Consider the following 12153-nt stretch of genomic DNA (forward strand, 5'->3'; position numbering starts at 1 on the left):
GCTTACCTAAAATTGCTGCAAAAATCGCAAATCACTAGCATACAACCGACGAATATCATCTATTTGATGTAATACCATTGCAAAGCGTTCTACACCAAAACCGGCAGCAAACCCTGTATAAACTTCTGGATCATAACCCACCGACTTAAGTACATTTGGATCGACCATACCGCAGCCCATCACCTCTAACCAGCGACCATTCCACTGCAAATCTACTTCGGCAGAGGGTTCGGTAAAGGGGAAATAACTCGCACGGAAGCGAATAGGTAAATCGCCAAATATTGCTTGTAAAAATACTTTAATTGTGCCCTTGAGGTCTGTAAAAGTTAATCCCTCGTCAATGGCTAAAAGTTCTATTTGATGGAAAACTGCTGAGTGAGTCGCGTCTACATTATCTCGCCGATAAACTCGCCCTGGAGCCACAACCCGAATCGGTGGTTCTTCTCTTTCCATGTAACGAATTTGCACTGACGAGGTATGAGTACGTAAAAGATTGCCATCTGGCAGGTAGAAGGTATCCTGCATATCACGGGCGGGGTGATCTGGTGGGGTGTTGAGAGCCTCGAAATTATAATAATCTGTTTCCATCTCTGGCCCTTGAGCCACGGTGTAGCCCATACCGACAAAGATATCCAGCGCTCGGTCAATAATACCATTGAGGGGATGAATCCGACCTTGGGGGCTGTAAATTCCCGGCATAGTTACATCCAGAGTTTCTGCCTCTAGCTGTACCTGAATTTGAGCGGCTTCGAGGGTGGCGCGTTGCTGGTCTAGACTAGTTTGCAGGGATTCTTTGACTGTATTGGCGATCGCTCCAATTTTTGGTCGTTCCTCTGCACTCATTTGCCCCATACTTCGCAACAGTGCCCCCAGTTCCCCTTTTTTACCCAGATAATTAACTCTGAGTTCCTCCAGACGTTCTAAGGTGTCGGCGGCTGCGATCGCTTTTTCTCCTGACTGCCGCAGTGCTAAAAGTTGAGCTTCTAAATTGCTAGTCATTAGTTATTAGTCATTAGTCATTAGTCATTAGTCTATAGTCAAAAGCTGTGAACTGCTCGATAAATCAACCCACAGCCAAAGGGCAAACTTCCGCCACAATGTACTGGTGAGTATAAATGTTTTTTTGCTACTTGTGACCTCAGACATTGACAAATCGCTAATAACAAATAACTAATAACTAATGACCAATGACTAATGACCAATACTTCGACTACGCTCAGTACAAGTGACCAATGACCAATGACTATGAAATTACTAATTAGCAACGACGACGGCGTTTCTGCCTTGGGGATTCGTACCCTAGCCAACTACTTGGCAGAAGCAGGTCATGATGTTAGTGTAGTTTGCCCAGATCGAGAGCGATCGGCAACTGGACACGGGTTAACTTTACACCAACCCATTCGCGCTGAAATTGTTGAAGGGATTTTTCATCCCGCGATCAAAGCTTGGGCTTGCGATGGTACGCCTTCAGATTGCGTCAAATTGGCGCTGTGGGCTTTGCTAGATACTCCTCCCGATTTGGTTCTCTCTGGCATTAATCAAGGTGCCAATTTGGGAACTGAAATCTTGTATTCTGGGACTGTTTCGGCGGCAATGGAAGGTCTAATTGAAGGTATTCCCAGCATAGCCCTAAGTCTTATTAGTCACACATCTAAAGACTTTCAACCTGCTGCTAAGTTTGCCAAAATTCTCGTAGACCAGTTAGCCCAAAAACCTCTACCAGATTTAATGTTGCTCAACGTTAATATTCCTGCTGTGAAGTGGGAAGAAATTGCTGGAGTGACTCTTACCCGTCAAGGAGTACGGCGTTACATTGATGTGTTTGATAAACGAGTTGATCCTCGTGGAAAAACGTACTATTGGTTAACCGGAGAAGTAGTTGAAGATGTAGAACCTCCAACTGGATTAAATCTGCCTCAAAATGTACCGACAGACGTGCAGGTTGTACGTAAAAACCACATCAGTATAACTCCGTTACAATACAATCTAACTTACGCAACTGGATTAGATAAATTGTCTGATTGGGAATTTAATTTTTCGTGAATCATTTGATTTATCAGGACAAAACCGGAGTTATTTAAATGCATCAGAGAAAAATGTAGGCTATAACGTAGGGGCACTCTTGAAATAACCGATACACATTCACCCCAAAAGCTAGAAAATTCTCTCTGACAGTATTTCATCCACATTTACACAATCAGCCAGAAACAGGGTATGCTGTTTTACCAAGAAATCCTCCCTCTAATACAATCGGTGAGACAGCATAAACTTAGACAATTTAAGTAGTAATTTTTCCAATTATCGCCCGCTCAGTCCAGCAAGCAACACCCATGTCTAGGATAGAGAACCAATTTACCGTACAATTTTGGGGCGTTCGCGGCAGCATCCCCAGTCCAGGGCCACACACCGTTCGCTACGGCGGTAATACCCCTTGCATTTCAATGCAAGCGGGCGATAAACGCTTAGTTTTCGATGCTGGCACGGGACTACATGTTTTGGGGCAATCTTGGTTGCGCCAAATGCCGTTAGAAGGTCACATATTTTTTACTCACTCTCACTGGGATCACATGCAGGGTTTTCCCTTCTTTACCCCAGGATTTGTGAAGGGGAATGACTTTCATATCTACGGCGCGATCGCACCTGATGGTTCTACCATAGAACAACGCCTCAACGATCAAATGTTGCACCCGAACTTTCCCGTCCCCTTGCAGATTATGCAAGCCAATTTAAATTTCTACGACATTCGACCAGGGCAACCAATCCAAATCGATGACGTTACGGTAGAAACAGCACCTTTAAACCATCCAGGGGAGGCCGTAGGATACCGTGTCAACTGGCGTGGTGGTGCTGCCGCTTATATTACCGATACCGAACATTTTCCTGATCGACTCGATGATAATGTGCTGTGGCTAGCTCGTAATGCCGACATTCTGATTTACGATTCCACCTATACAGACGAAGAATACCACTCGCCAAAATCCCCGAAAATTGGCTGGGGACATTCTACCTGGCAAGAAGCTGTGAAAGTGGCACAAGCTGCTAACGTCAAAACTTTGGTGATTTACCACCACGACCCCGCCCACGATGACGACTTTTTAGATTGTGTAGGGCAACAAGCTTCTGAGAAATTTCCCGGTGCTATTATGGCACGGGAAGGAATGGTACTTCAGATTCCCACCTCAGTAGCCTTATCAGAATCTTTTCCTGTTAGTAAGTTTTCTACCTAAAGATTGCGATCGCAGGAATTGGAGATTTTAGATTAGATTGGTGATCAGAAGCTTTCAGCGCGAGGGCGTACCTGTTGGCTGCAAGGTGAGACAGCGCTGCCCAGAGTTGTCAACCAATTTTGGATTTTGGATTTTGGGTTGAAAGAAACCACTGTCTTCTCTACGAGACGCACTCGCGTTCGTAGCGGGACGAAGTTCGGGGTACTTGGCTGTGAGGATTTTAAATTGAGGATTTTGAATTTGTTCGGCCCGAAGGCGAGGTATGAACCAAAAAATCTAACATCTAAAATCTAAAATCTAAAATTCGTAGTCAAGCTAACAGCACAAGAAACTATCTTGGCAACTTCCCGTAGGTTAGGCTTTTAGCTGATAGTTAAAAGGGGTGGCATCAACACCCTGGCTGATCGCACAAGACCTCATGGGTAGTTGGTGAATGTCCTCCTCAAGGCGGTTTACCATAAGGTAGCTTCCTGCTGATAGCTAAAATAAACCTAAAATCTCAGAATCCACGTGCTAAATTTGTCTCAAAATGGGTGTTCTGTGTGGGTTGCTTCTTCTAGCGTTGGGCTGCTAACGCCGACTGCTGTTGCCCTTGGCAAGTTTGATGGTGTTCATCTTGGTCATCAAAGGGTAATTCAACCAGTCTTGCACCCTGGCGATCGCTTGTCAGTAGCCAGTAGTCCGCAGTCAAAGGAAAATCAACTGACAAATCAAGAATATACCTACTCAACAGTTGTCACCTTTGACCCCCATCCACAGGAGTTTTTTACAGGGCAACCCCGGACTTTGTTAACGCCACTGGATGAAAAAGTCCAACAATTGCGATCGCTTGGGGTAGAACAACTAGTATTACTACCCTTTGACAAAGAATTATCTGTTTTGACCCCCGAAGAATTCGTCAAAAAAATTCTCGTCCAGCAACTGCGATGCCAGCAAATTAGCATCGGGCAGGATTTTTGTTTTGGAGAAAAGCGCAGTGGCACTGCTAAAGATTTGCAATTAATCGCCGCCAAACACAATATCCCCGTTACCATCGTTCCCTTACAAACTTATACAGGTGACTCGCCCACCCAAAGCAGTTGCGTCAGTACTACTCCAACTCAAGATGCCCGCATTAGCACTTCATTGATCCGCCAAACCCTTGAGCAAGGCGACATCGAAAACGCAAATTTACTACTAGGTCGCCCCTATACTCTCTTTGGTGTTGTGGTTCAAGGTCAACAATTGGGTAGAACAATTGGCTTTCCCACCGCCAATCTCCAACTACCAAAAGAAAAGTTTTTGCCCCGCCAAGGAGTTTACGCTGTCCGTGTTTTTACTCCCAGTGAAACATCAAATGCTGCTTCTAGTGAGAGCTTGGGCGTAATGAACATCGGCAACCGCCCAACTGTAAACGGTACTTATTCATCTGCGGAAGTACATTTATTCGATTGGTCTGGTGATTTGTATGGCAAAAAACTGGCTGTGGAACTAGTTAAATTTTTGCGCCCTGAACAAAAATTTCCTTCTCTAGAAGCTCTGAAAACACAAATTCAACTTGACTGCGTTGTTGCTAAAGAAGTTTTGAGTGCTTAGTGGGAACAATAGATAGGGCATTGGGTATTGGGCATGGAAAAGAGGCAGAGGGGCGGGGGGCAGGGGGCAGGGGGAAAACTTATCTCCCTTTCTCCCTGCTTCCTGATCTCCCTCATCCTCCCCTGCTCCCACTGCTCCCCCTGCTCCCCATCTTCCTCATCTCCCCACTCCCCACAACGCATGAGAGAAAAAATCGACGCTCTAACACAAAATCTGGCTCTTACCATCGTTGGCAAAGCTGAAGCAATACGCTTAGTATTAGTTGCCTTGCTAGGTGGTGGTCATGCTCTCCTAGAAGATGTCCCTGGTGTTGGTAAAACCCTCCTTGCTAAATCCCTAGCTCGTTCCCTGGATGGCAAGTTTCAACGGCTACAATGTACCCCCGATTTACTACCAACTGATATCACTGGCACCAATATCTGGAACCCAAAAAGCGGCGAATTTACTTTTCTCCCCGGGCCAGTCTTTGCCAATATCCTTCTAGCTGACGAAATTAACCGCGCTACACCCCGCACTCAGTCAGCTTTGCTGGAAGTTATGGAAGAACATCAAGTAACAGTTGATGGTGTCTCTCGTCCAGTTCCCCAGCCCTTTTTTGTCATCGCCACTCAAAACCCTATCGAGTATCAAGGTACTTTTCCCCTGCCGGAAGCGCAAATGGATCGGTTCATGTTGTCGCTGAGTTTAGGCTATCCTTCGGAGGCAGAAGAACTCCTGATGCTGCAAAATCTCCAAAATGGTGTGAAGGTTGCTGATTTGCAGCCTTGTATTACCTTGGCAGAAGTGCAGGAATTGCGTTACATCTGCTCTCAAGTAAAAGTGACAACTTCCTTGCAACAGTACATCCTCGAATTGGTACGGGCAACACGCCAAGATGAGGAAATCGCCCTTGGTGTCAGTCCGCGTGGCACATTAGCATTACAAAGGGCTGCTCAAGCGCTAGCTTTTCTATTAGGGCGTGATTATGCCATTCCCGATGATGTGAAATTTCTCGTTCCTCATGTTCTTTGCCATCGCCTGATTCCTAGAGGAGGACGCAACGCTAGAACTGTTGTTGAGCGATTATTGCGATCGGTTTCTATTCCTTAAGTTCAGGTGAGTTAGATGAGCTAAAAAACAGCTATCCGGGGTGATAGTAACTATATTTCTTGTTGTATGAGGATATTTGTTTACGCTTCTACTCCGGTTCCTCTTTGGCCGACATTAACTTAAGTTTCCTCATCCTGCTGGAGTTTGGGCTTGTTAGGATCTCCTACAAAATCAGGTAGACAACAAATGAAAGCGATCGAAGTTACCGGCAGGATTGACTCTCAGGGAAACCTGCTTTTAGACCACAGCATTTCAAAAAGCTAGAGAGGCTTATCGTTTTAGTGACTATGATTTACAATCTTTTGCCAACAAAACAGCTATTGCAAGTATTTGGATTAAGTCTCACCTTGACGCTAATACCATTCAGAAAATAGCAACTAGAGCTTTTAAGGCTTTAGAGAAAATGTCATTTGGCAAGGCTAAAAAAGTTAGGTTTAAACAGAAAGGTCAGTTCTCGTCACTAAAAGGCAAGACCAATAAACAAGGTATCAGATGGACTGGTAACAATGTTGAATGGTCAAAATTAAAATTACCTGGCATCATTGCCAGCGACCCTGTAATCTTGCACGGTTTAAACTAAAAGATTAAATATGTGCGTTTAGTGCGCCGTATTCTTAATCAAAAAACTTATTGGTTTGCACAGTTAATCTGTGAGGGTGAACCTTATCAAAACAGAAAAAATCATTATCGCAACGTGTTCATCATTGCTCAGTCTGTGGGTTAAAGATGCAACGTGATATTTTATCTGCTTACCTGAGTCGTTACGTCGATCCAAAAACAGAAACCTTGTCAATCAAGCTAGCTAAAAATGGCTGGCTGGGGATGGAGAAATCCCTACTGGACGGTTGGCAAGATGGGTCAAATCAACCTGCTAGAACGCTCAGTGGTTCAAAGTCACCTATTAGCAATAGTGGGTCAGAGCGGGTGTCCAGTAATCTAATAGCGCGTGAGGAGTCGGAACCTGTAGGGGTAAACGAAACTCGCGTAGTGAGTTAGAACAAGAACTGCATTTATGCATGGGGTATCTCAGAAAATCCGAAACACTACCAATACAGCGTAAGTCCTATGATTAGCACAAGCGCCACTTCTAAATATCTGGGAATGTGAGGAATGTCAATTTTTGTTAAGCGCAAAACCCGCGATGGATTACGCCCCGCCAAAAGCGATGCCTACGGCGGGCTACGCCAACGCAAAACGCTAAATCAAAGTGCCGAACGTGAATTCAAACGCCAATTTTTCGGTTTACTTCTGGTAATTGTAACGTGGAGCCTAGCTATGGGTTGGCTTCTAGCCTTGGCAACTAACGCCCACAGTGCTACTCCCCCCGTCGAAATTGGCACTGTTGACGTAGTGCCTGCACAGTACCAACTGGGGCAAGAACTGTATTTGGAAAACTGCTCCACCTGCCACATTGCCTTACCACCAGCCGTTTTACCCACCCAAACGTGGAAAAATCTCCTGCAAGACTCGCAGCACTACGGCGCACAACTAAAGCCTTTAATCGATCCGCCACGTATTTTGGTGTGGAAATATCTTGCGACTTTCTCCCGTGTTCAGCGAGACGATGAAGAAACACCCTATCGCCTCAGTAACTCGCGTTATTTCAAAGCTTTGCATCCAGGAGTTAAGTTACCACGTCCCGTCCAGCTTGGCAGCTGTGTCAGCTGTCATCAAGGCGCTAGTGACTACAATTTTCGCCGCTTGTCAGCAGAGTGGGAGAAATCGAATTAAGGTGAGGGGGAGAGGAGGATGAGGGGGGAAAGATAAATTTTCTTCTTCATCTCCCCCTGCTCCCTCATCTCCCCCATCTCCCCCTGCTCCCTCATCTGGGGGCAAAATGATACTATGAAGAAAGAGTAAATATAAGATAAGAGTTAAAACCAATCATTTAGTAAACTGATTGGCTAGTTTTTCTCCTGTTTTTGAGGTAATTCTCATTTGATACCCATCCACAACCAAGACGGTTGGGTTGGGTTAAATGTTTATAATCAATGCCAAACCTTTAATTTCCATCCCCTTGATTCAGTTCTATAATCTGCCATGCTAAAACTTTTGTTGGGCGACCCCAACGCTCGTAAGCTTAAAAAATACCAACCTTCTGTTACTGAAATTAACCTTTTAGAGGAAGAAACTAAGGTCCTTTCCGATGAGGAGCTAAAAGGTAAAACCGTCGAATTTAAACAACGGCTCGCCAAGGGTGAAGCCCTGGATGACCTTTTGCCAGAAGCTTACGCCGTTGTTCGGGAAGCAGGACGGCGAGTGTTAGGCTTGCGGCACTTTGATGTCCAACTTCTTGGCGGTATCATTTTGCACGTAGGGCAAATTGCCGAAATGAAAACTGGTGAGGGTAAAACGCTCGTAGCAACCTTACCAAGTTATTTAAATGCCCTGACTGGTAAAGGTGTACATGTCATCACCGTGAACGATTATCTGGCTCGTCGGGATGCGGAATGGATGGGACAGGTGCATCGGTTCTTGGGGTTGAGTGTGGGGCTAATCCAGTCAAGTATGACTCCCAGTGAACGCCAGAAAAACTATGATTGCGATATCACTTATGTCACCAACAGCGAAGTCGGCTTTGACTACCTGCGGGATAACATGGCGACATCAATGGCAGATGTAGTACAACGCCCATTCAATTACTGCGTAATTGACGAGGTAGACTCGATTTTAATTGATGAGGCGCGGACACCTCTAATTATTTCCGGGCAGGTGGAAAGACCTACGGAAAAGTATCTGCAAGCGGCTGAAATAGCATTCACGCTCAAAAAAGACGAGCATTATGATGTAGATGAAAAAGCTCGTAACGTGCTATTGACAGATGAAGGCTTTGCGGAAGCCGAAAATCTTTTGGGAGTCACAGATTTATTTGACCCAGAAGATCCTTGGGCGCACTTCGTTTTTAATGCAATTAAAGCTAAAGAACTTTTCCTCAAGGATGTAAATTACATCGTCCGCAATGGGGAAGTGGTAATTGTGGATGAATTTACCGGCCGGGTGCTACCTGGGCGGCGTTGGAGCGATGGACTACACCAGGCTATTGAAGCCAAAGAACACGAAGAGATTCAGCCAGAAACTCAAACTCTAGCGACAATTACTTATCAAAATATGTTCTTGCTGTATCCAAAACTTGGTGGAATGACCGGAACAGCAAAAACGGAAGAACCAGAATTTGAAAAAATTTACAAACTGGAAGTTGCGGTAATTCCTACTAACCGTGACAGAAGACGCGAAGACTTGTCTGATATGGTTTTTAAGACAGAACCAGGCAAGTGGGGTGCGATCGCAAAGGAATGTGCTGAAATGCACCAACTCGGCAGACCTGTATTAGTAGGAACCACTAGTGTAGAAAAATCCGAACTTCTCAGCCGATTGCTGAAGCAGCTAGAGATTCCCCACGAATTGCTCAATGCCAGACCGGAAAACGTTGAGCGGGAGGCGGAAATCGTCGCTCAAGCCGGACGGAAAGGTGCTGTTACCATTGCTACTAACATGGCAGGTAGAGGTACAGACATCATCTTGGGTGGTAACTCCGAATACATGGCACGTCTGAAGCTGCGGGAGTACTTCATGCCCCGAATCGTGATGCCAGAAGATGAAGACACCTTCGGCGTGCAAAGAGCAGCCGGATTACCCACAGGACACGGTGGTGGTCAAGGCTTTGTCCCTGGTAAAAAAGTTAAAACTTGGCGGGCTTCACCAGAAATTTTCCCTACCCAGTTAACGAAAGAAACAGAGAAACTACTCAAAGATGCAGTAGAAATTGCAGTGCGTGAGTATGGCGATCGCAGTTTACCAGAACTGGAAGCTGAAGACAAGGTGGCTGTAGCGGCCGAAAAAGCTCCCATCGACGACCCTGTGATTATGAAATTGCGGGAAGCTTACAACCGCATTAAGCAAGAATATGAACAATTTACTACCCGCGAACATGATGAGGTAGTAGGAATCGGTGGGTTGCATGTAATTGGTACAGAACGCCACGAATCGCGGCGGATTGACAACCAGTTGCGCGGACGTGCAGGCAGACAAGGCGACCCTGGAACTACGAGATTCTTCCTCAGTTTAGAGGATAACCTACTGCGGATCTTTGGTGGCGATCGCGTTGCTGGGTTAATGAACGCCTTCCAAGTGGAAGAAGATATGCCCATCGAATCTGGGATGCTTACCCGCAGTTTGGAAGGCGCACAGAAAAAAGTCGAAACCTACTACTATGACATCCGTAAGCAGGTATTTGAGTATGACGAGGTGATGAATAATCAACGTCGTGCTATTTATGCCGAACGCCGGAGAGTGTTAGAAGGTCAAGACTTGAAAGAACAGGTAATCAAGTACGCTGAAAAAACGATGGATGACATCGTTGACTACTATATCAACATAGACTTACCCTCAGAAGAGTGGGAGTTGGAAAAGTTGGTTGAGAAAGTCAAAGAATTCGTCTATCTGCTAGCAGACTTGCAGCCAAATCAATTAGAGGATATGTCAGTCAGTGAGATTAAAGCCTTCCTCCATGAACAGGTGCGAATTGCTTACGACCTCAAAGAAGCGCAAATTGACCAAGTTCAACCCGGACTGATGCGCCAAGCTGAACGTTTCTTTATCTTGCAACGCATTGATACCCTGTGGCGGGAACACCTGCAACAAATGGATGCCTTGCGCGAATCGGTGGGATTGCGCGGTTACGGTCAAAAAGACCCCCTAATTGAGTATAAGAGCGAGGGTTACGAACTCTTCTTGGATATGATGGTCAACATCCGCCGAGATGTGGTGTATTCGTTGTTTATGTTCCAGCCGCAGCCGCAGCAGATGATGCAAGCTTCATCTGAGATGGTGTAAGTAGGGAATATCTCACGCAGAGACGCTAAGACACAACAATTTCTTAGCGTCTTTGTATATTTGTGCATTGCTCAAAAATACTGTGTTTTCAGGGTTCGTTGAAATGGGTAAGCTGATACTACCAAATCTTCAGGGTAAGCAAATGGGGCAAGTAATAGTTACCCTCACTGTCACGAATCGAATTGATCGAGTTTTAGCTCAACGAGGCTTTATTTCTTCGGGGGAAGTTCGCTCTTATACTCTGGATAATGTTTTAGTTGATACGGGTGCAACTTTGCTGTGCTTACCTGCTAGCATTATTAGTCAACTAGGTTTAGTTCAAGGTGGAGAAGCCCAGGTAGAGACTGCGGCTGGAGTGCAGCAGGGGCGGATTTTCCGAGATGTGGAACTCTCTATTGGAGAACGTCAAGGAACCTTTGATTGTCTGGAACTCACAGAAGTATCTTATGCCCTTTTGGGTGTAACGCCAATGGAAGTTTTAGGGTTAGAACCAGACCTGAAAAATCGGAAGTTGCGAGTTTTACCGATGAATTCTGAGCAAACTTATCTGAGTGTATTGTAAGCAGTGGTATGTTTTATGCTATTAGTAAAACGCTGTTTTTGGATACGAGTCAATTTGTGAGTTCAATCAACCTGCAATTATCTCCAGATTCCATAAGTCAAGGTGAGCAGGCTATTCGTCAGGAAATTGCCTTGCAGTTATACGACCAAAATATTTTTACTTTTGGTCAAGCACGCCGCTTGGCTAATCTATCTGTATGGAAATTTCAGCAACTTCTAGCGCAACAAAAAATTCCCCGCCATTATACTGAAATGGATTTAGCAGATGATATTGAGTCAATTAAAACAGGTTCTTGGTAGTTGTGACAGTTATTTGTAACGCTACGCCTTTGATTAACTTCGCTACTATCAATCGTCTTGATATTTTACAGGCAGTATTTGAGACAAGAGAATGAGTTGAGTAGTCTTTAATAGAACGCGATCGCTTATAATTGGCGTAGTTTTGAGATTGTCTGTGGTGCGATCGCTCGTCTTTTGCGATCGTTGAATAGTTTGAAGACAAGTCTTGTGAAGCAATCTCATCTCACAGAACGTTTATATAGGGTCGTGCTATGCTATTGGGGTGTCTAATAAAGAAAGTCATGACTGCTCCAGTGGAAGAATTATTAAGCACCTTTGAGCGTCTGCCAGAGTCAGAGAGACTAGAAATAGCTCTGGAGATTTTGAAAAGGGTCAGACATTTAGACTTTCCATCTTTGTTAAACGAAGATTTGATTTGGAATGCTGAAGAACTTTTTTTGGAGTTAGATCGGCAAGAAACTCTCAATGAAAAAGCTCTTATTTATCTCTAGCCAGAATATTGCTGTTTTTGGTGGTTATCGACTAACTATTTAACCACTATTTTTGTAATCAAGATTCCATGCGGAAT

General features: G+C 44.9%; 12 protein-coding genes. 10 read left to right on the forward strand and 2 right to left on the reverse strand.

Annotation, left to right across the window (positions count from 1 at the left end):
- Positions 1–6: 6 nt before the first annotated feature.
- Positions 7–999: a phenylalanine--tRNA ligase subunit alpha gene (gene pheS, locus HWQ36_RS24255; protein ID WP_292707344.1), complete on the reverse strand. Its 993-nt coding sequence runs from the start codon at positions 997–999 to the stop codon at positions 7–9.
- A gap of 246 nt (positions 1000–1245) precedes the next feature.
- Between pheS and surE the strand changes: the two genes are divergently transcribed.
- The 9 genes from surE to HWQ36_RS24300 all read left to right on the forward strand — a co-directional run bounded on the left by surE (position 1246) and on the right by HWQ36_RS24300 (position 11585).
- Positions 1246–2043, forward strand: coding sequence for a 5'/3'-nucleotidase SurE (gene surE / locus HWQ36_RS24260; protein ID WP_292707427.1), 798 nt, complete (start codon positions 1246–1248; stop codon positions 2041–2043).
- A 287-nt stretch (positions 2044–2330) separates the two neighbouring features.
- Entirely contained in the window at positions 2331–3227 is an 897-nt protein-coding gene (locus HWQ36_RS24265) for an MBL fold metallo-hydrolase (protein ID WP_292707346.1), read from the forward strand.
- 510 nt (positions 3228–3737) lie between these two features.
- Entirely contained in the window at positions 3738–4802 is a 1065-nt protein-coding gene (locus HWQ36_RS24270) for a bifunctional riboflavin kinase/FAD synthetase (RefSeq protein ID WP_292707348.1), read from the forward strand.
- Between the two features lie 180 nt (positions 4803–4982).
- Positions 4983–5891, forward strand: a complete 909-nt coding sequence (locus HWQ36_RS24275; RefSeq protein WP_292707351.1) for a MoxR family ATPase — start codon at positions 4983–4985, stop codon at positions 5889–5891.
- A 726-nt stretch (positions 5892–6617) separates the two neighbouring features.
- Entirely contained in the window at positions 6618–6887 is a 270-nt protein-coding gene (locus HWQ36_RS24280; protein WP_292707354.1) for a hypothetical protein, read from the forward strand.
- Between the two features lie 114 nt (positions 6888–7001).
- Positions 7002–7622, forward strand: a complete 621-nt coding sequence (locus HWQ36_RS24285; protein ID WP_292707357.1) for a cytochrome C — start codon at positions 7002–7004, stop codon at positions 7620–7622.
- Between the two features lie 309 nt (positions 7623–7931).
- On the forward strand, positions 7932–10724 hold the full coding sequence (gene secA / locus HWQ36_RS24290; protein ID WP_292707360.1) for a preprotein translocase subunit SecA: 2793 nt from the start codon (positions 7932–7934) through the stop codon (positions 10722–10724).
- A 103-nt stretch (positions 10725–10827) separates the two neighbouring features.
- Positions 10828–11286 carry an aspartyl protease family protein gene (locus HWQ36_RS24295; protein ID WP_292707362.1) on the forward strand — a complete coding sequence of 153 codons (459 nt, stop codon included), beginning with the start codon at positions 10828–10830 and terminating at the stop codon, positions 11284–11286.
- Between the two features lie 56 nt (positions 11287–11342).
- Complete coding sequence (locus HWQ36_RS24300) at positions 11343–11585, forward strand: UPF0175 family protein (RefSeq protein WP_292707364.1); 243 nt, start codon at positions 11343–11345, stop codon at positions 11583–11585.
- A 48-nt stretch (positions 11586–11633) separates the two neighbouring features.
- Here the strand turns inward: HWQ36_RS24300 and HWQ36_RS24305 are convergent, their stop codons facing one another.
- Positions 11634–11807: a hypothetical protein gene (locus tag HWQ36_RS24305; RefSeq protein WP_292707367.1), complete on the reverse strand. Its 174-nt coding sequence runs from the start codon at positions 11805–11807 to the stop codon at positions 11634–11636.
- A gap of 59 nt (positions 11808–11866) precedes the next feature.
- On the opposite strand from HWQ36_RS24305, the gene HWQ36_RS24310 reads away from it, so the two are divergent.
- Positions 11867–12076 carry a hypothetical protein gene (locus tag HWQ36_RS24310; RefSeq protein ID WP_292707370.1) on the forward strand — a complete coding sequence of 70 codons (210 nt, stop codon included), beginning with the start codon at positions 11867–11869 and terminating at the stop codon, positions 12074–12076.
- The last annotated feature ends 77 nt before the right edge of the window (positions 12077–12153 follow it).

It is taken from the genome of Nostoc sp. NMS2 (assembly GCF_017115105.1).
Classification (GTDB): Bacteria; Cyanobacteriota; Cyanobacteriia; order Cyanobacteriales; family Nostocaceae; genus Nostoc.

What these genes read in the sequence shown, in the direction of transcription:
- HWQ36_RS24285 (WP_292707357.1), top strand. Translation starts at nt 7,002, where the DNA reads ATGTCAATTTTTGTTAAGCGCAAAACCCGCGATGGATTACGCCCCGCC.
- HWQ36_RS24295 (WP_292707362.1), top strand. Translation starts at nt 10,828, where the DNA reads ATGGGTAAGCTGATACTACCAAATCTTCAGGGTAAGCAAATGGGGCAA.
- HWQ36_RS24280 (WP_292707354.1), top strand. Translation starts at nt 6,618, where the DNA reads ATGCAACGTGATATTTTATCTGCTTACCTGAGTCGTTACGTCGATCCA.
- pheS (WP_292707344.1), bottom strand. Translation starts at nt 999, where the DNA reads ATGACTAGCAATTTAGAAGCTCAACTTTTAGCACTGCGGCAGTCAGGA.
- HWQ36_RS24275 (WP_292707351.1), top strand. Translation starts at nt 4,983, where the DNA reads ATGAGAGAAAAAATCGACGCTCTAACACAAAATCTGGCTCTTACCATC.
- secA (WP_292707360.1), top strand. Translation starts at nt 7,932, where the DNA reads ATGCTAAAACTTTTGTTGGGCGACCCCAACGCTCGTAAGCTTAAAAAA.
- HWQ36_RS24310 (WP_292707370.1), top strand. Translation starts at nt 11,867, where the DNA reads ATGACTGCTCCAGTGGAAGAATTATTAAGCACCTTTGAGCGTCTGCCA.
- surE (WP_292707427.1), top strand. Translation starts at nt 1,246, where the DNA reads ATGAAATTACTAATTAGCAACGACGACGGCGTTTCTGCCTTGGGGATT.
- HWQ36_RS24305 (WP_292707367.1), bottom strand. Translation starts at nt 11,807, where the DNA reads ATGAGATTGCTTCACAAGACTTGTCTTCAAACTATTCAACGATCGCAA.
- HWQ36_RS24265 (WP_292707346.1), top strand. Translation starts at nt 2,331, where the DNA reads ATGTCTAGGATAGAGAACCAATTTACCGTACAATTTTGGGGCGTTCGC.